5 protein-coding genes are annotated in these 24,260 nt (G+C 54.3%); 4 read left to right on the top strand and 1 reads right to left on the bottom strand.

Translation table 11 applies throughout. The features are described from left to right. The first annotated feature begins 106 nt into the window (after positions 1 to 106). The 3 genes from LA337_20250 to LA337_20240 all read left to right on the top strand — a co-directional run bounded on the left by LA337_20250 (position 107) and on the right by LA337_20240 (position 21,697). The gene (locus tag LA337_20250; protein ID UBI15465.1) at positions 107 to 18,154 is read left to right on the top strand and encodes an Ig-like domain-containing protein; all 18,048 of its coding nucleotides are present in this window, start codon (positions 107 to 109) and stop codon (positions 18,152 to 18,154) included. A gap of 178 nt (positions 18,155 to 18,332) precedes the next feature. Then, the gene (locus tag LA337_20245) at positions 18,333 to 20,525 is read left to right on the top strand and encodes a type I secretion system permease/ATPase (protein ID UBI15464.1); all 2,193 of its coding nucleotides are present in this window, start codon (positions 18,333 to 18,335) and stop codon (positions 20,523 to 20,525) included. Next, positions 20,522 to 21,697 (top strand): HlyD family type I secretion periplasmic adaptor subunit, encoded by a 1,176-nt coding sequence (locus LA337_20240; GenBank protein ID UBI15463.1) that lies wholly within the window; start codon positions 20,522 to 20,524, stop codon positions 21,695 to 21,697. Before LA337_20245 ends, LA337_20240 begins: the two co-directional genes overlap by 4 nt. Before the next feature lie 74 nt (positions 21,698 to 21,771). On the opposite strand, the gene LA337_20235 is transcribed toward LA337_20240, so the two are convergent. After that, entirely contained in the window at positions 21,772 to 22,623 is an 852-nt protein-coding gene (locus tag LA337_20235; protein UBI15462.1) for a MarR family transcriptional regulator, read from the bottom strand. A 473-nt stretch (positions 22,624 to 23,096) separates the two neighbouring features. Here LA337_20235 and LA337_20230 point away from each other — a divergent pair, with 473 nt between their 5' ends. Continuing rightward, a complete protein-coding gene (locus tag LA337_20230) occupies positions 23,097 to 23,765 on the top strand; it encodes a hypothetical protein (GenBank protein ID UBI15461.1) in 669 nt (222 codons plus the stop codon). Positions 23,766 to 24,260 lie beyond the last annotated feature (495 nt).

Below are 24,260 nucleotides of genomic sequence, written 5' to 3'. Positions count from 1 at the left end.
AAATTGCTGAAAAAAAACTGAAGACAATGGGAGTCTTTCCCAGAGATTGCTACATCTGAATGTTGGCAATCTGTGAAAGATGGGGGCGCCTGTAAGGAGAAAAAATATGAGTTCAGTAAAAATTGTTGATGTCATTATCCGAAAGACGGCTGAAAAAACAGTTCTGACAGGTGAAGGGAACCTCTCTGTTTCTGTCTCTGCACCCAGCGTTATCGAAGTCCATGGTTCTGCACAGGATGTGGCACGCTACGTGCGACAGGGTAAGGATCTCCTGCTTTACATGAAAGATGGCAGCGTGATCCGCTGCAACAATTATTTCATGGAAGATCCTGAAGGTAAAAACCATTCAGAGTTGGTCTTCAACAATGAGGATCAACTTACCCATATATCGTTTGCTGAGACCGGAGAAGCGTCTGGGCTTGCGACTACTGAACTGACTTCTCATGCGACAACCATATCCAGTATCGAACCTTTTCTCAAGCAAGGCAGTGCCCTGAGCGATGCGCCTTGGGGCTGGATTGCAGGCGCGGCATTAGGCGGCGGCGCGATTGGCGCATTGCTGGCACATGGTGGTGATGGCAAAACCAAAGTCATTGATAACACCAAAGAAGTTGAGAGCGCAACGCCGACCTTTTTGGTAACGGACAAAGCGGGTGACAAGCAGGGTGTGCTGAGTGCAAAAGAGGTCACGGATGATAACACCCCAACCTTCAGCGGTACCGGGCAACCTGGTGCGACCATTCAGATCAAAGATAGCAGCGGCAGCACCATTGCCAGCGCCATGGTCGGTACAGACGGGACCTGGACGGTAAAGCTTCCGACGCAGACGGACGGAGAACACACCTGGTCCGTGGTGCAGATCGACGGCAGTAAAACCACGACTGCAGGCAGCATTACCGTGACTGTCTCAACGGCTGACGCGGCCGTTACGCTCGCCACCACCGCAGGCGATAACATGATTAACGCCAGTGAGCAGTCCGCAGGCTTTACCCTCTCCGGTGCGAGCAAAAATCTCGCGCAGGGAACGGCGCTCACCGTCACGTTAAACGGTAAAACCTATACCGCAGAAGTGGGCGAAAATGGCGCATGGAGCGTGAAGGTGCCCGCAGCAGACGCACAGGCGCTGGGTGATGGAACCTGGACGGTCAACGTCAGCGGCAAAGATGCAGCGGGTAATACCGTAAGCGGTAGTCAGACGATTGGCGTGGATACCGTGCCGCCGACATTATCGGTCGATGCGATTTCCCAGGACAACATCGTCAATGCCGCAGAGCACAACCAGACCCTGACCCTTACCGGTAAAACGAACGCGGAAGCGGGCCAGATTTTAACCGTGACGCTGAACGGCAAAAACCACACAGCAACGGTAGGTAGCGACGGCACCTGGTCCGTTACGCTTCCTGCCAGTGAAGTACAAGAGCTGGCTGACGGCAACCATTCGTTGACCGTGAACGTCAGCGACAAGGCGGGTAACGGTTCTTCAACCACCGCCAATTTCACCGTTGATACCTCCGCACCCGTAGTTACGATCGATACCGTAGCGGGCGACGATGTTCTCAATACCAGCGAGCAGAGCCAGGCGCAAATTATCTCCGGCAAGGCGAGCGGCGCGGCAGCGGGCGACGTGGTCACGGTTACCCTGGGCGGCCAGACCTTTACCGGTGTCGTACAGGCCGACGGCAGTTGGAGCGTTGGCGTCCCTGCCTCCGTCATCGGCGCGCTGGGTGAGGGCGACCACAGCATTTCTGTCTCCGTTACCGATGCCGCGGGCAATACCGGCAGCGCGACGCACGGCGTGACGCTGAGCGGCAATCCGCCAGAATTCACGATTGACGCCATCAGCCAGGACAATGTTCTTAATGCTCAGGAGGCTATGCAGCCGCTGAGTCTGAGCGGTACCAGCAATCTGCCGAACGGCAGCGCCATCACCGTTACACTGAACAACGTCAACTATCAGGCCACCGTTGAAAACGGCATCTGGAGTGTCCAGGTGCCGGTTTCCGACGTTCTGAATCTGGCAAATACCCTCTACACCGTCAGCGTGAGCGGCACGGACAGCGTGGGTAATAGCGGTTCTGCAGACGCTAACCTGCTGGTCGATACGGTGCTGCCACAGGTGATTATCAATACCTTTGCGGGCGACAACCTGGTCAACAACGCCGAAGTGGCGGTGGACCAAACCCTGAGTGGGCGCGTCACTGGCGCGGCGGCGGGCGATACCGTTTCTATCTCCGTTGGTGGCAAGAGCTATACCGCCACAGTAGGGAGCGATCTGACCTGGAGCGTGACTATCCCGTCAGCGGATCTCAAGGCATTTGGCGACGGCGATTTGACCTTCAGCGCTTCGGTCACCAATGCGCACGGCAACACCGGCAGCGGCGAACGTGATATCAACGTCAACGCTGAGCTGCCTGGCCTGCGCGTGAACACGATTTCTGGCGATGACGTGATCAACGCCATCGAACAGCAGCAGGATCTGACCGTCACCGGCTCCAGTACCCATCTGGCTGCAGGCACGCAGATTACCGTTACCATCAACAACGTTGACTACGCTGCCGTGGTGAGCGCCAGCGGTAACTGGCAAATTGGTGTTCCTGCGTCCGATCTTCAGGCATGGACGGCAGGAGATATTACGGTCAACGTTAGCGCGCAGGACGCGTGGGGCAATACCGTTTCTGCTGAGCACCCCATCGAACTGGATCTGAACGCTGTAGCGGTCACCATTGATATCATTAGCAGCGATGACATGCTGAACGCGGCCGAAAAAGGGGCTGAGGTGACGCTGTCAGGTCAGACGCAGGGTGTGGAAGCCGGTCAGACCGTGGTGGTTAAATTTGCCGACCAGACCTTTACTGCGCAGGTGCAGCAGGATGGTTCCTGGAGCCTGACCGTTCCGGCGAGCGCAATGGAAACCCTGATCGACGGACGTGCGCAGGTGAGCGTCAGTGTCACCAATGTGAACGGCAATAGCGCAGAAGCCTCGCGCGTCGTCACCGTGGATACGTTGCCACCGACTATCACGCTGGACAACCTGACGTCCGATAACATCATCAATGCGGCGGAAGCGCAGCAGGATCTGGCGGTCAGCGGCACCAGTAATGCCCAGGCGGGACAGACTGTTACCGTGACGCTGAACGGTAAATCTTACCAGACCACCGTCCAGACGGACGGAACCTGGACCCTCAATGTACCGGCCGCCGACGTAGGCGCGCTGGTAGATGGTACGGTGACGGTCACGGCTACTGTGAGCGATGTGGCGGGCAACAGCAGTAGCGCCGATCGCGTGGGGCTGGTGGATGCCACCGTGCCGCAGGTGACGATCAACGATTTTGTCACCGATACCAATACCGTTAACCAAATCGCCCATTCTCAGGCGCAGATCCTCAGCGGCTCCGTCACCGGCGCAGCAGCGGGTGATTTGGTCACCATCACCATCAATAACGTCGACTACACCACTGTGGTAGACGCGGTGGGCAACTGGAGTCTCGGTCTGCCAGCGTCTGTTGTTCAGGGGCTGGCCGACGGTACCCTGACGATTGATGTCTCCGTAACGGACCAATCCGGCAATACTGGCAGCAATTCGCTGGACGTTGTCGTTAACACCGTGACGCCGCAAATCGGCATCAATACCCTGGCGGCGGATGATGTGATCAATGCCACTGAGAAAGGCGAAGATCTGCTGCTCTCTGGCACCAGTAATCAGCCTGATGGCACCACTATCACGGTGACCCTGAACGGCATCAACTACACCGCCACCACCGATGCCAGCGGTAACTGGAGCGTTAGCGTACCTGCGTCTGCGGTGAGCGCGCTGGGCGAAGCGAACTACACCGTGACTGCCAGCGTCACCGACAGCGTTGGCAACAGTGCCTCGACCACCCACAACGTGCTGGTGGATAGCTCGCTGCCGGTAGTGACCATCAACACCCTCGCGGGCGATAACATTGTTAACGCCTCGGAAGTTACGGCAGGGCAAACCCTGACTGGTAAGGTGAGCAACGCGGCGGCGGGCGATACCGTTACGATTATCCTCGGCGGCCAGACGTACACCGTTACCGTGCAGGGCGATCTCACCTGGAGCCTGCCGTTAACCGAGAGCCAGTTAAGCGCGCTCGGCAACGGCGAACTGACCGTATCGGCAAGCGTAACCAACGCACACGGCAATACCGGTTCTTCTTCCCTGGACTTCACCATTGACGCCCAACTGCCGGGTCTGCGTATTGATACCGTCGCCGGTGACGACGTGATCAACGTGATTGAACACGCGCAGAATCTGATTGTGTCAGGCACCAGCACCGACCTGGCGGTGGGCAGCACCGTTACCGTGACCATCAATGGTAAAGACTACGCTGCAACGGTTCTGGCAGATGGCACCTGGCAGGCGTCGGTTCCGGCGGCGGACGTCTCCCTGTGGGCGGACGGTTCGCTCACCATCAGCGCCAGTGCGCAGGATACCTCCGGCAACCCGGTGAACATCGGCACCGTCGTGGATGTGGATCTCTCCGCGGTGGCAATCAGCATCAACAGCGTGACCGCTGACAACGTGCTGAACGCGGCGGAAAAAGGCCAGGACCTGGTGTTGAGCGGCACCTCAAGCAACGTTGAGGCAGGGCAGACCGTCACCGTCACCTTTGGCGGTAAAACCTATACCACCACGGTCGATGCCAGCGGCGACTGGTCCTACACGGTTCCAGCGGCAGACCTGAACGGCCTGAAAGATGGCGACGCCAGCGTGCAGGTCAGCGTGACCAACGTGAACGGCAATTCGGCCTCTTCCGCGCAGGAATACAGCGTCGATACCACCGCGCCGACGGTCACCATCAACACCATCAGCAGCGACAATATGCTGAATGCGGCTGAAGCGGCGCAGGATCTGACCCTGAGCGGTACCTCAAGCGCCGAAGCCGGTCAGACGGTCACTGTAACCTTCAATGGCAACCAGTACACCGCGCAGGTTCAGGCGAACGGTATCTGGACGCTGAACGTTCCGGCAGCCGACATGACAGGTATCGCCGACGGCAATGCGGCGGTAACGGCGACGGTGTCGGATAAAGCGGGCAACCCGGCGAGCGCGGGCGCATCCGTGCTGGTCGACACCACCGTGCCGCAGATCAGCTTTAACATCGTGGCAGGCGACGACATCATTAATGTCGCCGAGCACGGCCAGGCGCTGATCGTTTCCGGCAACGTGAGCGGCGCGCAGGCGGGTGACGTCATCACCGTAACCCTGAACGGCAAAGATTACACTGCAATGCTCGGTGGTTCAGGTAACTGGAGCATTGGCGTACCAGCCTCTGACGTTGGCGCGCTGGTAAACGGTGACCACACGATCTCCGCAACCCTCACCGACAAGGCGGGCAACAGCACCACAGCAACGCATGACGTTGACGTCTCCCTGACGGCACCGGTGATTACCATTAATACCCTGGCGGGCGATGACGTGATCAATGCGACCGAGAAGGGCCAGGATCTTCAGCTCTCCGGAACCAGCAACCAGCCGGACGGCACCACTATCACGGTGACCCTGAACGGCATTAACTACACCGCCACCACTGACGCCAGCGGCAACTGGAGCGTGACCGTTCCGGCGGCAAATGTTTCCGCATTGGGCGAAGCGAACTACAGCGTCACGGCCAGCGTGACCGATACCGCAGGTAACAGCGCCAGTACCAGCCATGGCGTACTGGTGGACAGCGCGATCCCAGTGGTAACCATCAACGCTATCGCTACCGACGACGTGATCAACGCGGCAGAAGTAGCCACGGGGCAGACTCTGAGTGGTAAAGTCAGCGGCGCGGCGAGTGGTGATGTTGTCACGATTAATATTGGTGGTAATACGTACACGGCGAAGGTTCAGGATGACCTGAGCTGGTCGGTAAATGTTCCAGCGAACGTCTTAACCGCTATCGGTAACGGCTTACTGACTGTGTCAGCAAGCGTGACTAACGGCCACGGCAATAGCGGCTCTGGCGAGCGCGACATCACCATTGATGCCAATCTGCCTGGCCTGCGCGTTGATACCGTGGCGGGCGACGATGTGATCAACAGCATCGAACACGCGCAGAACCTGATCGTCACCGGCTCCAGTGAGGGCCTTGCAGCAGGCTCCGCGCTGACCGTAACCGTGAACGGCAAAACCTACGCCGCCACGGTGTTGGCAGACGGCACCTGGAGTGCAGCCATCCCGGCGGCAGACGTTAGCGCACTGGCGGCGGGAACCGTGTCGGTCACCGTTAAAGGCGAGAGCGCGGCGGGTAACCCTGTATCCATTACTCACAACGTCACGGTCGATCTGGCGACAGTTGCCATCAGCATTGATGCCATTGCCACGGACGACGTGATTAACGCAGTGGAAAAAGGGACGGACCTGGTGCTGTCTGGCTCAACGACCAATGTGGAAGAGAACCAGACCGTCTATATCACCTTTGGCGGCAAATCTTATACTGCAAGTGTAGATGCCAGTGGTAACTGGACGGCAACCGTGCCGATGGCAGATTTGGGCAGCCTGAAAGACGGTGATGCCAGCGTACACGTTAGCGTGACCAACGTGAACGGCAACAATGCTTCCGCCGGTCGTGAGTACAGTGTGGATGCGACCGCGCCGACGGTGTCTATTGAGATTATTAGCGATAACAACATCATCAATGCGGCAGAAGCACAGGTCGATTTGGTTGTTAACGGCGTGACTAATGCCGAAGCCGGACAGACCGTGACCGTGACCCTGAACGGCCAGAATTACACCACCACCGTACAGGCCAACGGTAGCTGGAGCGTGACCGTACCTTCTGCGGATCTCGGCTCGATTGTTGACGGCGACTATACCATCACCGCAGCGGTGTCCGATAAAGCGGGCAACCCGGCCTCGGCGGATCGCGACGTGCTGGTCGATACCACGGTGCCGAAACTGACCATCAATACCGTTTCTGACGATGACGTTATCAACAGCGCTGAACATGCGCAGGCGCTGATTGTCACCGGTTCTGTGACCGGCGCGGCAGCGGGTGATGTAGTGACTGTCACCATCAACAACAAAAATTACACCGCGACCCTGGATGCTTCAGGCAACTGGAGTGTGGGGGTGCCTGCGGCAGACGTCAATGCGTTGACTGCCGGAGATTACACCATCAGAGCGGCGCTGACCGATAAAGCCGGTAACAGCAACAGCACCACACACGACGTGGAAGTGAATCTGACCGCGCCGGTGCTGACCATCGACGTAATTTCTGGTGACGACGTCATCAACAGTACCGAAAAAACGCAGGAACTGACCCTTTCGGGCACGGCATCCGGTCTGGCGGTTGGTACCGTCGTTACCGTGATGCTCAACGGTAAAGCCTACAGCGCCACCGTCGATATCAACGGACAGTGGACTACCACCGTTCCGGCGGACCAGGTGGGAGCGCTGGGTGAAGCCTTGTACACCGTCACCGCGTCGGCAACGGATAGCGTGGGCAACAGCACCAGCACGTCACACACAGTGAATGTGGAGTCTGTATTGCCTGGCATGACCATCAACACCATTGCAGGCGACGATGTGATCAACGCCGCCGAGCTGGCGAACGGCCAGACCATCAGCGGTAAAGTGGTGAATGCCGAAGCGGGCAACACTGTGACCGTAACGATTGGCGGCAACACCTATACCACGGTGGTAGAGAGCGATCTGAGCTGGTCCGTTAACGTCCCGGAATCCGTATTGACGGCGCTGGGTAACGGTGAACTGACTGTAACCGCCAGCGTAACCAACGGCATTGGCAACAGCAGTACCGGGGAGCGCGATATCACCATCGACGCGAACCTGCCAGGGCTGCGCGTTGACACGGTAGCAGGCGATGACGTAATCAACAGTATTGAGCATGCGCAGAATCTGATTATCACCGGCTCCAGCAATGGCCTGAGTACAGGTACAGTGCTGACCGTGACCGTCAACGGCAAAACCTACCCGGCAACCGTGCAGGCGGATGGCACCTGGAGCGCGGCGATCCCGTCAGCGGACGTGAGTGCCTTAGCTGCGGGAACTATCACTGTGACCGTTGAAGGCCAGAGCAGCGCCGGTAACCCGGTCTCTATCGACCACAACGTGACGGTGGATCTGGCGACCGTGGCCATCAGCATTGATGCTATCGCGACTGACGATGTGATTAACGCTGTCGAGAAGGGCGCGGATCTGGTGCTTTCGGGTACCACCTCCAACGTCGAAGAGAACCAGACCGTCAACATCACCTTCGGCGGTAAGAGCTACACCGCGACCGTGGATGCAGATGGAAAATGGACGGCGACCGTGCCATCGGCTGACCTGGCGGGTATGAAAGACGGCGATGCCAGCGTGCAGGTGAGCGTGACCAACGTCAACGGCAACAGCGCGTCTGCGGGCCGCGAGTACAGCGTGGATGCGACCGCACCGTCCGTGACCATCAGTACCCTTGCGGCTGACGATATCCTGAACGCCACGGAAGCGCAGTCAGACCTCGCCATCTCCGGCACCAGTACCGCCGAGGCGGGCCAGACGGTGACCGTGAGCCTGAACGGTAAAAACTACACCACCACCGTAGGCGCTAACGGCAACTGGACGCTGAACGTTCCGGCGGCGGACCTGGCGGGATTAACCGACGGCAGCGTGACCGTCACCGCGAGCGTCAGCGACAAGGCGGGGAACCCGGCGTCGGTTGACCACAACCTGACGGTGGACGTGACCGTGCCTGCGGTGACGATCAACACCATCGCGGGCGATGACGTCATTAACGTGGCTGAACACAATCAGGCACAGATTATCAGCGGCTCCGCCACCGGCGCGGCAGCGGGGGATAAAGTCACCGTCACCATTGGCGGCCAGACTTACACCACCGTGCTGGACGCGGCGGGCAACTGGAGCGTGGGCGTTCCGGCGAGCGTGATTGCCGGCCTCAGCGATGGCAGCGTGACCGTCACTGCGTCAGTGACTGACGCGGCGGGCAATACCGGCAGCGGTACGCACAATGTAACCGTTGATACCGGGCTGCCGTCAGTTGGCTTCGACACCCTCAGCGGCGATAACGTGCTGAATGCGGTGGAGAAAGGCCAGGATCTGAGCGTGAGCGGTACCAGCGCCAACCTGGCGGAAGGCACTCTGATCACAGTGACGCTGAACGGTAAACAATACACGGCGACAACCGCTGCAAATGGAAGCTGGAGCCTGACGGTTCCGGCAGCCGATCTGGCGGGCCTGGGTGAAGCTAACTACACCCTGAACGCCGCGGCGACCAACGCGGTGGGTAACAGCGTGAGCAATACCGCAAACCTGCTGGTCGATACCGCGCTGCCAACCGTCACCATCAATACCGTGGCGGGCGATAACGTCATCAACGCGGCGGAAGTGGCTGCGGGGCAGACCCTGAGCGGTACCGTGGCCCATGCGGAAGCGGGCAACACCGTAACCGTGACGATTGGCGGCAACACCTATACCGCGACGGTGCAGGGCGATCTGAGCTGGTCAGTGAATGTGCCGTCTGACGTGCTGACGGCGCTGGGCAACGGCAGCCTGAGCGTGACCGCCACCGTGACCAACGGCCACGGTAACACCGGCTCCGGCGAGCGTGATGTGACTATCGACGCCAACCTCCCGGGTCTGCGTGTCGATACCGTGGCGGGTGATGATGTGGTCAACAGTATTGAACACAATCAGAACCTGATCGTGACCGGTTCCAGCGACGGTCTGACCCCCGGCACCGCGCTGACCGTGAACGTGAACGGGAAAGACTATTCCGCCACAGTACTGGCAGACGGCACCTGGAGCGCAGCGGTTCCGGCGGCAGATGTGGGCGCGTGGCCGGAAGGCACCGTGAAAATCAGCGTCACCGGCGACAGCGCGGCGGGTAACCCCATCACCATCAGCCACGACGTGACCGTCGATCTGGCGAGCGTGGCGATCAGCATCAATGCCATCGCCACCGACGACGTGATCAATGCCGCTGAAAAAGGTGTTGATCTGGTGCTTTCCGGCGCGACGACCAACGTCGAAGCCGGGCAGACCGTGACCGTGAGCCTGAACGGTAAAATCTACACCACCACCGTTGATGACAGTGGCAACTGGACGGCGACCATCCCATCGGCTGACCTGGCGGGCATAAAAGACGGCGATGCCAGCGTGCAGGTGAGCGTGACCAACGTCAACGGCAACAGCGCGTCTGCGGGCCGCGAGTACAGCGTGGATGCGACCGCACCGTCCGTGACCATCAGTACCCTTGCGGCTGACGATATCCTGAACGCCACGGAAGCGCAGTCAGACCTCGCCATCTCCGGCACCAGTACCGCCGAGGCGGGCCAGACGGTGACCGTGAGCCTGAACGGTAAAAACTACACCACCACCGTAGGCGCTAACGGCAGCTGGACGCTGAACGTTCCGGCGGCGGACCTGGCGGGATTAACCGACGGCAGCGTGATCGTCACCGCGAGCGTCAGTGACAAGGCGGGGAACCCGGCGTCGGTTGACCACAACCTGACGGTGGACGTGACCGTGCCTGCGGTGACGATCAACACCATCGCGGGCGATGACGTCATTAACGTGGCTGAACACAATCAGGCACAGATTATCAGCGGCTCCGCCACCGGCGCGGCAGCGGGGGATAAAGTCACCGTCACCATTGGCGGCCAGACTTACACCACCGTGCTGGACGCGGCGGGCAACTGGAGCGTGGGCGTTCCGGCGAGCGTGATTGCCGGCCTCAGCGATGGCAGCGTGACCGTCACTGCGTCAGTGACCGACGCGGCGGGCAATACCGGCAGCGGTACGCACAATGTAACCGTTGATACCGGGCTGCCGTCAGTTGGCTTCGACACCCTCAGCGGCGATAACGTGCTGAACGCAGTTGAGAAAGGCCAGGATCTGAGCGTGAGCGGTACCAGCGCCAACCTGGCGGAAGGCACTCTGATCACAGTGACGCTGAACGGTAAACAATACACGGCGACAACCGCTGCAAATGGAAGCTGGAGCCTGACGGTACCGGCGGCGGATCTGACTGCTCTGGGTGAAGCAAATTACACTCTGAGCGCGACGGCGACTAGCGCGGTGGGTAACAGCGTGAGCAATACCGCAAACCTGCTGGTGGATACCGCGCTGCCAACCGTCACCATCAATACCATTGCGGGTGACAACGTTATCAATGCCTCCGAAGTGGCTGCAGGCCAGACTATTAGCGGTAAAGTCGCCAACGCAGAGGCGGGCAGTAGCGTAACGGTTTCTATCGGTGGGAATGATTACATCGCAACGGTTCAGAGCGATCTGAGCTGGTCCGTTAACGTGCCTGAGGCCGTCCTGACGGCGCTGGGGAATGGCGAACTGACCGTTACAGCAACCGTCACTAACAGCCACGGCAATACCGGTTCTGGCGAGCGTGATGTGACTATCGACGCTAATCTACCGGGTCTGCGTGTGGACACCGTGGCGGGCGATGATGTGATCAACAGCATCGAGCACGGTCAAAACCTGATCATCACCGGTTCCAGCGACGGTCTTGCTGTTGGTACCACGCTTACCGTAACGATCAATGGCAAAACCTATGCAGCATCCGTGCTGGCAGACGGCACCTGGAGCGCGGCAATCCCGGCGGCAGATGTCAGCGCCCTGACTGCGGGGACGGTAACCGTTACCGTAGAAGGCCAGAGCACGGCGGGCAACCCGGTGACTATCAGCCATGACGTCACTGTCGACCTGGCGACGGTAGCCATCAGCATCGATGCCATTGCCACCGACGACGTGATCAACGCGGCTGAAAAAGGTGCGGAACTGGTGCTTTCGGGCAGCACGTCCAACGTGGAAGAAAACCAGACCGTAACCATCACCTTTGGCGGCAAGTCTTACACCGCGAAAGTTGATGCCGACGGCAACTGGACGGCAACCGTGCCGCCCGCCGATCTCACCGGACTGAAAGATGGCGACGCCAGCGTGCAGGTGAGTGTCACCAACGTGAACGGCAACATCGCCTCTGCGGGTCGTGAGTACAGCGTGGATGCGACTGCGCCAACCGTGACTATCGATACGGTTGCGGGCGATAACGTGATCAACAGCAGTGAAGCGGGGACGGGTGTCACAATTTCCGGCTCGACAACGGCCGAAGTTGGTCAGACGGTGACCGTGACGCTTGGCGGAAATAGTTATACCGCGCAGGTTCTGCAGGGTGGTATCTGGAGCGTTAACGTGCCAGCGGGTGACCTGACGGCTATGGCGGACAACGGCTACACCGTACAGGTGAGCGTGAGCGATGCGGCAGGTAACACCGGTAGTGCGAATAAAGCGATTACGCTCGACACTACGCCGCCAACCGTCAGCTTTAATATCGTGGCGGGCGATGACGTGATTAACAGTCTGGAGCATACCCAGGCGCAGATTGTCAGCGGGACAGCAACCGGCGCGAACGTCGGCGATAAGCTGGTCATCACCATTGGCTCAAACCAGTACACCACCACCGTTGATGCCAGTGGTAACTGGAGCGTGGGCGTACCGGCCAGCGTGATTTCTGCCCTGACTGACGGCACCGTAACCATCAGCGCAACTATCATCGACAGCGCGGGTAACAGCAGCACCCAGACGCACAATGTCGTGGTGAATACCGCCTCCGTGGCGCTGACCGTCAACACCCTCAGCGGTGATGACGTGATCAACGCGGCGGAAGCGGGCAATGCGCTGGTGATTAATGGCTCCAGCGCGCAGTTTGCCAGCGGCACGCAGGTGACCGTTACCCTGAACGGCAAGAACTACACGGCCACCATTCAAAACGACGGTTCCTGGAGCACAACGGTACCGGCTGCAGACGTGGGCGCACTGGCCGATGGCGCGAGCTATCAAGTCTCTGTTTCGGCGCGGGACAGCGCAGGCAACAGTGCTTCGGCAACGCATGGCATCAGCGTGGATACCACGGCGCCAGTCGTCAGCATTGCCACGATTTCCAGTGATGATGTTCTGAATGCGGCTGAGGTGCAGCAGCCGCTGACCGTACACGGCTCTTCCAGCGCGGAAGCGGGCCAGACGGTGACCGTGACGCTGGGTGGCAAAACCTATACCGCGACGGTCGCAAACGACGGCACATGGACGCTCAATGTTCCGGCAGCCGACCTTGCCAACCTGAGTGAAGGCGCGTTGACCGTCAGCGCGTCGGTGAACGACAAAGCCGGTAACAACGGCCAGACCACGCATACCCTGACGGTTGATACCGTGGCACCAACCGTCACCATCAGCACTGTGGCAGATGATGATATCGTCAACAACGCCGAGCAGTTGGCGGGCCAGACCATCAGTGGTACCACTACGGCGGAACAGGGCCAGACGGTGACGGTCTCCTTCAACGGGCATAGCTATCAGGCGACCGTGGCGGCGAACGGTGCGTGGTCGGTCTTCGTACCGGGCCGTGATTTCCTCGGCCTGACCGATGGGGATTACACCCTCACCGCGACGGTGAGCGATAAGGCGGGCAACCCGGGCAGCGCCACGCACGACGTGACGCTGAGCGGTGACGTGCCGACGATTGCTATTAACACCTTTGCTGAAGATGACATCGTTAGCGCGGCGGAGCACGGTACGCCTCTGGTCGTCAGCGGTACCACCGACGCACCTGTGGGTCAGACAGTGACCATTACGCTTAACGGCAAAACCTACACCGCAACTGTGCAGAATGACGGCACCTGGAGCTACACCGTTGGCAGCGCGGACGTGACAGCGCTGGCAGACGGCGGGTCATATGTGATTCACGCCGTGGTGAGCAATACCATTGGTAACAGCGCCAGCGCCGACCACACCGTGACAGTTGATTTGACCGCACCATCAATGGGGATCGGCATTGATTCGCTGCAAAACGACACCGGCCTGAGCGCGAGTGATTTCATCACTAACGACAGTAAGGTCATCGTTAACGGCTCACTGACCGCACAACTTGGTAATAACGAGAAAGCGCAGATCAGTCTTGATGGCGGTAAGACCTGGATTGATCTGACCGTTACTGGTTTGCAATGGCGTTACACCGACGGCCGCACCCTGACAGACGGTACGTACCAGTACCAGGTTCGTGTGATCGACAATGCGGGTAACGTTGGCGCAACGGATAGCCAGGACGTGGTGGTTGACCTGACTGCGCCAGCGGTCACGACCATTACTGTGGATTCCGTTATTCAGGATACCGGACTGTCTGGCAACGACTTTATTACCAGCGACAACCAGATCAGCCTGAAAGGGACGCTCGGCGCGGCGCTGGGCAATGGCGACCACGCGCAGATTAGCCTGGATGGCGGTCTCACATGGACTGACGTCAGCGTCAGTGGTCTGAGCTGGACGTATGTAGATGGCCGTACGCTGGCCGATGGTGATTACAACTATCAACTGCGAGTTATTGATAACGCAGGTAATGTCAGCGCGACCACAAGCCAGGTGGTCACCATTGATACCGTCGTACCTGACGCCAGCAAAACGATCTCTATTGATAGCATCAGCGACGATACCGGCCTGAGCGGCAGCGACTTTATCACTAACGATACCTCGCTGACGCTGCACGGTTCGCTGGGGGCGACTCTGGCCGCTGATGAATACGTTCAGATCAGTATTGATGGCGGTGTGACCTGGCAGAACGTAATTGTGACTGGCAACAGTTGGTACTACGTTGATGGGCGCACGCTGCAAAACGCCACCTACGATTATTATGTGAGGGTAGTGGATGTTGCCGGAAACATCGGTGCTTCCGCGCATCAACAGGTGACCGTTGATACGGTCGCTCCTGACGCGGCTATCACAGTAACAGTGGATAACATTACTGTTGATACTGGCTTCGATAATAATGATTTCCTGACCAGCTCAACGTCATACACTCTGCACGGTACGCTGGGTGCGGAACCTGGCAAAAATGAGTATGTCCAGGTGAGCTTTGATGGTGGGGCTACATGGGCCTACGCCACGGTGAATGGAACAAGCTGGAGCTATACCGATACCCGCACGCTCAGCGATGGCGATCACCGCTATCAGGTTCGCGTGGTGGATCAGGCCGGTAACGTAGGGGCGACGACTTCTCAGGTAGTTACTGTCGATACTGTGGCACCGCAGAATGGCATCACTATTGACAGCATTAGCGAAGATACCGGGCAATCCAGCAGCGACTTCATCACCATGGACACCACGCTGACCATTAACGGTTCTCTGGGCAGCGCGCTGGCAAGCGATGAGCGCGTGCAGATAAGCCTCGACGGCGGCAATACCTGGATTGACACAACCGTAACTAACCAGCGCTGGAGCTACACTGATACCCGCGATCTGGCTGACGGTGATTACACTTACCAGGTGCGGATCGTCGACCAGGCAGGCAACGTCGGCTCGACCTCTTCGCAGGTGGTGACGGTCGATACCACGCCGCCAGCCACGGTCGGTACAGTCGTCAGCTATACCGACGGAGAAGGTGAACGCCAGGGCAGTTTTGGCGCATCGGTGGCAACAGATGACAGTTCCCCAGTCATTAACGGGACACTTAACCGTGCGCCGGACAATGGCGAGATTGTGCAGTTGTATCGTGATGGTGTGCTGCTGGGATTGGTGACGATGAGCGGTGCCGCCAGTTGGTATTTCCAGGACAGTGGTCTGAATGACGGTAATCACACCTATACGCTGCGTGTCACCGATCTGGCGGGTAACCACACCGATTCAGATAATTTCGTGTTGAAAGTGGACACTCGCATCCCTACTACCACTGTGAGCATCACCGCCCAAACGACGACAGACACTACCCCCATTCTGAGTGGTTTGGTATCGGCGGAACTGACTAACGGCGAGTATCTCGTTATCAACGTGAACGGTAAAACTTACACCTCTGAATCAGGCGGTGCGGTAGTGGTCGATCCGGATAATAACACCTGGTATTTGCAGATCCCGGACAGCGATGCGCTGAGCGTGAAGAATTATGATGTCACCGCACAGGTGAAAAGTAGCGCCGGCAACGGTAATACTGCTGATTTGACCACCGGCAGCCTGGTCGTGGGTAATGAAGCCTCATTGACACCAGCCTGGTCATTTACCGCCGCGAATTATTCCTATTCTTCCAGTTATATGCTGGATTCGGATGGGCTGTGGACGATTATCGCTAATCAGCAGTTCGCCTCGGCGAACTCCAGTAGCCGTAACTCTTACACCGTTTCAGGTAATTTCTCTATGACGGGGAGTTACACCACGGGTACTTACGCAGATATCAACCGCGACGGGCTGGCAGACGTGCTGGCTGAAGGGACAAGCTACTCGTACATGGTGCAGCTAACTAACAATGGAGATGGTACATACACCTCCAGTACGCTGACCAATATGGGCGCTGCGGTGTGGTATGGCGCGGTGGTTGCCATTGATATTCAGGGAGATGGTTACACCGATTTCGTTATTGGCGATGCGGGGGGGCCTGACTCCAGCACCTTCATGCTCAATAACAAAGGTGTGCTGACCGGTAGTTCTAAGGCCGGGGCATACACCAACTTTGTATCAGGCTCGACGGTAGGTAACTACGTCAGCCTGATTGAAGCGTCCGGTGTGGATTTGAATAACGACGGAAAAGTGGATATTGCCCAGCATACGACCAATGGGGTGAACAACTATGCGCTGTCAACCATGTTTAACCAGGGCAATGGTTCTTTCACATGGGGGCAAAATTTTACCAATACCATGTACAGCGGCTATGGTTCTGGCGCGGCTTCCAGTGCGGTAAGTATGACCTGGGCCGACTTTAATGGTGATGGTTACATGGACCTGTATATGAGCATGTCCCGTACCTCCAGCGGAAGCAGCCAGGGCGGCGTGTTAATGCTGAACGATGGTAGCGGTAACCTTCTTGCCGGTACTGCGGTTGGAACAGCGACCACGGATAAGTTTGTGGGTAACGTCAGCGTGGCGGTGGACTGGAACCTCGACGGTAACATGGACATCATCAAACTGGCGAACAGTGGGCAGTCCTATCTTTACACCAACGATGGACTGGCGGGGACAGCAAGTTTTACAGCTTCAAAGTTCAGTACCGCTACGTCAACCCAGGTATCCGGAGCGGCTCTGCTGGATTACGACTGGGATGGTGCACAAGACCTGCTGATTTTCCGTCAAAACGGTACGGTTTTACTGGAGCGTAATACCAATACGGTTGCGCCAGGAACCGCATTGCATTTGAAGATCGTCGACAGCGAAGGCATTAACGCCTTCTTTGGCAACACTGTCCAACTGTACAACTCGGCAGGTCAGTTGGTCGCCAGCGAAATCATCAATGCTCAGTCCGGGATCGGCATAAATGATTCTTCGTCACTCATCAGTTTTTACGGTTTAGACCCCAGTGAAACTTACCGTGCGGTGCTGGTTCGTGCCATTAACGGTGTTTCAAGTAATGCAACCTGGGATGGACTGACGGCAGGAGACGGTAAAGAGAGTTATTCCCTGACGGCTGATGCTGCCACAGGCGGACACCACGGAACCCTGACAGGTACTGGATACAACGATACCTTTATAGCTGAGGCGGGTACTTATACCTACAACGGTTCTGGTGGCTGGACGACAACCTCTGAACACGACACGTGGAGCAGTACAGGCGGCATGGATGTCGTGGATTATCGCCATGCTACTTCCGGTGTAACCGTCGATCTTGGTCGGTCTACGGCCCAGAGTACCGGGTTCGATACCGCGACGCTGGTTAACATTGAAGGGATTAATGGTTCCAACTACAACGACGTTATTACCGGCAACAGCGGCGATAACCAGTTCGAAGGGCGTGGCGGTAATGACACTTTCAATATCGGCAGCGGCGGTCACGATACGTTGCTTTATAAGCTGATCAACGCTTCGGATGCCACGGGGGGCAATGGCAGTGATGTGGTCAACGGCTTTACCGTCGGTACCTGGGAGGGGACGGCGGATACTGACCGTATTGACCTGCGCGATCTGCTTTCCGATAGCGGCTATACCGGCACGGGATCGGCGAGCTATGTGAATGGCGTGGCGACGTTGGACAGTGGGGCGAGCAATCTCACTGACTATATCCGGGTGGTACAAAATGGGAGCAACACTGAGATTCAGATCGACAGAGATGGTACGGGTAGCCAGTTCGACCCGACCACCGTCGTGACGCTTAATGGTGTGCAAACCGATTTGGCCACGTTGTTGGCAAATCATCAATTGTTATTAGCGTAATCAAATGAGCTGCGAGGGGAGAAACTCTCGCAGCTATTCATTTCTTTACATAAAAATTGATAACAAACAGAAAAATAAAGATTTTTTTCATTTTTATTAGGATTCTGTTCGTATTGATATATCAATTAAATGACATAATTTCGATGCGTGACAATGTTGTTGGATAGGAAGTAGCACTATGAAGACTCATCCGCTTTATGAGCCATGGTTACAAGCCATGCTTATTATTGCGAAACATTACCGGCTTGATTTTTCGTTAGAACATGTCCGGGTGGTGATTAATCACGAAAGCCAGTCACCGCGTCAACTGGTCCTCGAAGATATGGCTCGCCATTTGGGATTAGGATTGAGGAAAGTTTCGGTGAATGCCGAATTACTCGATCCCTGGCGTTTGCCGTTGATTGCTGAGTTTACTGGCGGTCAAATTGCAGTTATCAACCGGATGGATAAAGAGGGGAATGTTAGTCTTCAATTCAGCGGTGATAGCGGTCTCGAAACAGTATTAACGCGAGAGGAGCTTGCGACGCGCCTGCTAGGGGGGGTCGTGCTTCGCCCTCTTGAGTCAACGCCGGACGCACGCGTTGATGACTATATCAAACCTTATGAGAAAAACTGGTTCTGGCAGCTGGCGCTGAAAGACTGGCGCCGTTATGGCGATATCATGCTGGTGGCGATGATCGCGAATGTACTGGCGCTTTCAGGCATGGTGTTTTCTATGCAGGTGTACGATCGCGTAGTACCGTCACAGTCGGAAGCAACGCTATGGGTCCTCTTTGGTGGGGTCATGGTGGCTATTACCTTTGAGTTCATCATGCGTATGCTACGCGTTCATCTTTCAGATGTAATTGGTAAACGCGCAGACCTGCGGATCTCTGAACGCGTATTTGCTCATGCTCTGAGAATTAAAAATGGTGCGCGGTCAAAATCCACGGGCTCTTTCATCGCTCAAATCCGCGAGCTGGAATCAGTGCGAGAGTTGATTACCTCCACGACTATTGCGGCAATTTCCGATCTCCCCTTTTTCCTGTTGTTCGTTTTTATCCTCTGGATGATCGGCGGGCCGCTTGTGCTGGTGGTATTGCTGGCCGTTCCGCTGCTGCTAATCCCTGGACTGCTGGTACAACGTCCATTAGGACGGCTCTCCAGCGAAGGGATGCGCGAGTCGGCGATTCGTAACGCCACATTGGTAGAGGCGGTACAGGGCCTTGAAGATATCAAACTGATGCGTGCTGAGCAGCGTTTTCAAAATCAGTGGAATAACACCAATGATGTCGCCGCTAATGTGGCGATGAAACAGCGTTGGCTAACGGGGTTACTCCTGACCTGGACCCAGGAGGTTCAATCCATCGTTTATGCTGTGGTGCTGCTGATAGGTTGTTATCTGGTGATTAGTGGAGATATGACTACCGGCGCGTTAGTGGGTACCTCTATCCTTGCATCGCGCACAATTGCTCCACTTTCGCAAATTTCCGGCGTGCTTTCACGCTGGCAGTCAGCGAAAGTTGCACGCAAAGGGCTTGATGATCTGATGCAACGGCCAATTGACGATCCGCAATCCGGCAAGAAAGTCCATAAAGCCCATCTGCGTGGAAATTACGTCATGGAAGATGTGAGTTTCTATTACGATGAGGAAGAAAAACTTGATGTATTAAATATATCACGTCTCCAAATTCAAGCCGGGGAACGTATTGCCCTGCTGGGACGTAACGGCTCAGGAAAAAGTACGCTTCTGCAACTTCTTGCGGGTATGCAGGAACCCCAGCAAGGTTCCATCTTACTTGACGATATCTCACTCAATCATCTTGATCCTGCTGATTTACGCCGGGACATGCAGCTACTCAGCCAGCAGGCTCGTCTGTTCTTTGGCTCAGTGCGCGACAATATTATAATGGGCAATCCCTTAGCGACTGATGAGGAGATCCATCAGGCGCTGGCGATAACAGGAGCATTGGATTTCGTTCGTAAACAGAAAATGGGTCTGAATTACATTGTAAATGAAGGCGGGGCTGGTCTGTCTGGCGGTCAGCGACAGGCGCTATTGCTCACTCGCGCACTCTTAACATCACCTAATATTTTGCTGCTTGATGAACCGACGGCCTGGCTTGACGAGGTGAGTGAGAAACAGTTTATCGGCAGTCTGAAAGGCTGGTTGGGAAAAACGCGCACACTCATTGTCGCTACACACCGCTTACCTATCCTTGAACTGGTTGACCGCATCATTGTGCTGGATAACGGCCGAATTGTTATGGATGGACCACGAGATAGCATTCTTCGTGAACATGGTATGGCTCCACAAAAAGCGGGCCAACGTACGGTAACAATGAAAAAAGCCACTTCTCAAAAAACGGTAGTTAATGAGGAGGGCGTATGAGCGATTTCAGTCGTTTTAATAGTCGTCTTCAGGAACCCCATCTTCCTCGCTCGAGTCTGGTGGTATGGAGCGTGGTGTCTATGCTTGTTGTTTTCATCGCATGGGCGGGGTGGTTTCAACTTGATGAAGTTACAACCGGAAGCGGTAAAGTAGTGCCTTCTTCACATGAGCAGGTTATCCAGTCGCTGGAAGGTGGAATCATCCATAAATTGCTTGTTCAGGAAGGCGACATCGTTGAACGCGGGCAGCAGGTTGCGCAACTGGATCGCACAAAAACAGAATCCAGTGTTCTGGAAAGTGAATCCCGGTTAAATGCGGCGCTGGCAACTGCTTCACGTTTGACTGCCGAAGTGAATGGTACAGAACTTACTTTTCCGGCTGAACTGGATGATGATGTCGACCTGGTCAGACAAGAGACAGCACTTTTTACTTCACGCCGCGAAAGTCTGGAAAAGGGGGTTGCTGGATTGCGTCAGGGGATGGCGTTGATTCAAAGAGAGTTGGCTCTCACCCAGCCTTTGGTAAAGCAGGGCGCTGCCAGTAATGTGGAAGTTCTTCGTCTGCAACGGCAAAAGAACGAATTAGATAATAAAGTGACAGAAATGCAGAATCAATACGTTGTGCGCGCACGCGAAGAATTAGCTAAAGCGAATGCCGAAATTGAAGCGCAACGTTCTGTAATGAAAGGCCGTGAGGATTCATTAACCCGACTGACTTTCAATGCACCGGTGAGAAGTATTGTTAAAGATATCGATGTGACGACAGTCGGTGGTGTTATTCCGCCGAATGGAAAACTGATGACTCTGGTTCCACTGGATGACCAAATGGTTATTGAAGCAAAAATCTCTCCCAGAGATGTTGCATTCATTCACCCAGGACAGAAAGCGTTAGTTAAAATTACCGCTTATGATTATTCTATTTATGGTGGTCTGCAGGGTGAAGTGACGATGATTTCACCGGATACAATCCAGGATGATGTAAAACGTGATGTCTATTTTTATCGTGTCTATATCAGAACAAACACTAATCATCTTGAAAATAAGCAGGGTAAAGAGTTTCCTATATTTCCTGGCATGATTGCAACTGTAGATATAAAAACAGGTAGTAAATCGATTCTTGATTATTTGTTAAAGCCATTGAACAAAGCAAAAGAGGCGTTACGCGAAAGATAAAAAAAAGCGATCGACGCAAATCGATCGCTTGTAACTTACCACAAGCTAGCACGAAAGAATGGGGGGTGATTTAACTATTTTTCAGGATGTATATTCAGATAGTGCATGACATAAGCAAAATACAGACCTGCATAGTTTTCGACAAGCTGAATAAATGAAGGATAAATCTCAATCAATCCGTCTGCTCTTTCTCTCAGGTAACCAGTGTCCTGGGCAACCTTTATAATCCTGCTGACATGAATCCGTGACACAAAGAATTCTTTGGCCAGTACATTTGATGAATAATTAATGACTGCACCACGACTGGTCAGTTTTTCTATAGCTTGCAAGTAAAGATAAAGCATAATCATTCGCCCACCATCTTTTTCAATAAATATCCCGACTTCAGGCAGGATTTTTTTGAAGGTTACTCCGCGAAAAAGATATTGGGATGCGCGTTTGAAAAAATCATACCGTGGCGCTTCATCATCCAGTGAATCTACTGAAATATTATATTCAGGGTAGAGCAGATTCAACGGCGAAAACGCGCCAGACATATATCTTTTAAGTTCATCGATTCCTTTTTGCGTTGGCGTGATCAGGATTTTCCTTCTGTCTTCCTGGCTACGCCATGTTTTAATTCTGTTCGTTGTTTTTAATAGCGTAATGATTGCAATAACGCTATTAGGACTGGCGATTTGATATCTGGAGCAGAGCTCTTTAATCTCTGATATACATGATGCCTGGTTACCAAAAACAAAACAACACATTGAGAGTGCGATGTTGAATCTTGATTCCTGAAGCATTACTTTGTAGAACAAAGGTTGTTTCTTATAAATTTTATCATTGATTTGATAGTGTTCTCTTATGGCTTCTTTAAATTTAGGGTTAGCTTTTATAAGGTTTCTTCGATGAAGCAATGCCTCTGGGGAAATTTTTGTTTCCATATGGTAGCCCCTATGTTTAATTATTTAAATAACGTTGGTATATTGGTCCTTTCAGATGGTTAGTCGCCACTTATTATACATTGAGAATAATAATAATACTTTTAATATCTAATCATATTCTGATCATAAGGTGATATTTTATACGGGAAACACGAAGTCTGGTATGCCAACTTTCCAAAAATGGGCTGTAGATTATTGGGTTTATTTTGCAGCGAAATAAGATCAGAAATGTACATGGCAAATAATGATAAGTGATGTGATCTTTATTATCTTTTATACTAAGGGTTAAAGGTAATGGCTTTTTTTGATGTTTTTTGTTGATAATTGTGTGGTCCTCTTGTTTTATGTTTGTTATGCTTGAATTAAGTTTTAAAGCATTGCTTTGTTACATTTATTAGGAAAAGGTAACATTTTTATTATTGGGTAGATTCCTGGTCAATTTTTCATTATAACTATTATTATAGGGAATGAATATGATTTGTAATTCATCTTTGCCTTCAATTAAAAAATATAATCACTATTATATCATCTCTTGTTGTAGTTATGCTTGTGAAGGCGCCACAGCACTTTTCATGCATGAGAGTGAGGCACCTAAGAGAATATCCTGTGACCAGGAGTATCTCTCCGGTGATGAATTGCTATTGTTTCCAGAGAGTGGTGAAGTATGCATTTTTGTGTATCTGAATGGTAATATTGATACTATTCTTAGTGCGCTGAAAAAAACAGCGAGTATTATTTGCAACACAAAGTGTAGTTCATCAGTATATATTATTTCTGATTTTCCTCCTGCATGGGTTAGCTTTATTTTAAGCCCGCTGATTAATAATGAAACCCTTTTGTCAAAAGTTTTTTGCACGGATGCTAATTTATCCTGTGAACAGCTCCTGAGTCAGGACTTTATCAGAGTTGAGTCAATTCTCAGTGAAGGGATTAAATATAAAAACAGAAAAATCAAGAGGTTATCTTTAAGGGAGTTGGCTGTCGCCATCCGTTACTACCGAGGAGAGACAGTGAAAAATTTTTCTCAAACTTTGGGACTCCCGGCAAAGTCTGTATACGTCTATAGAAGAAATGGTGTGGCTAAGCTTACAGCGCTTAAGCAATGGCTAAATAATGAACGTGCTAAACAAAGTTTCAAATAATATGAATGCCTGGTGTCACACCATGGTCCTGTTTGTTTTGTCTACAAATTCAGATTCTATCAATTTTTTTATCTGAGATGATAGAGCGCTGGGCTTGTAATCACGATTATATATGCACCAAAAATAATATCAGATAGATATTATTTTTGTGAATCCCCTACGTCCATTACCGGAGCGTAATGATTTTTCACGCTGAGATCCCGTAGGAATAAATCTGACGGCCTGCAGATCATAGAACAATCGCTGGCGTTGCTTCCGTTCACCCGACGACAGATTATTCTTCAAAGTATTCATGTATGAGCCGGCAGAAGCCGGGGCCATCAACGTACCGATCGATAAACTGCATGACATCATCGCCCTGCACTTTGCGCGAACGCTGGCAGCGAGATGAACAGGACTCGGAGGCAATAACTTTCCTGACCCAAATGGCACCCAAAGAAAAAGGACCTGCGATTTCTCGCAAGTCCTTGAAGTTTGGTGGCCCCTGCTGGACTT

The sequence above is a fragment of the Citrobacter europaeus genome, assembly GCA_020099315.1.
GTDB lineage: Bacteria > Pseudomonadota > Gammaproteobacteria > Enterobacterales > Enterobacteriaceae > Citrobacter > Citrobacter europaeus.
Note: the sequence above shows the minus strand (reverse complement) of the source record. Positions and strands in the feature narration are given on the sequence as shown.

Bases quoted from the DNA above. Each gene is read 5' to 3' on its own strand.
- LA337_20250 (UBI15465.1), top strand. From the start codon at position 107: ATGAGTTCAGTAAAAATTGTTGATGTCATTATCCGAAAGACGGCTGAA.
- LA337_20245 (UBI15464.1), top strand. From the start codon at position 18,333: ATGAAGACTCATCCGCTTTATGAGCCATGGTTACAAGCCATGCTTATT.
- LA337_20240 (UBI15463.1), top strand. From the start codon at position 20,522: ATGAGCGATTTCAGTCGTTTTAATAGTCGTCTTCAGGAACCCCATCTT.
- LA337_20235 (UBI15462.1), bottom strand. From the start codon at position 22,623: ATGGAAACAAAAATTTCCCCAGAGGCATTGCTTCATCGAAGAAACCTT.
- LA337_20230 (UBI15461.1), top strand. From the start codon at position 23,097: ATGATTTGTAATTCATCTTTGCCTTCAATTAAAAAATATAATCACTAT.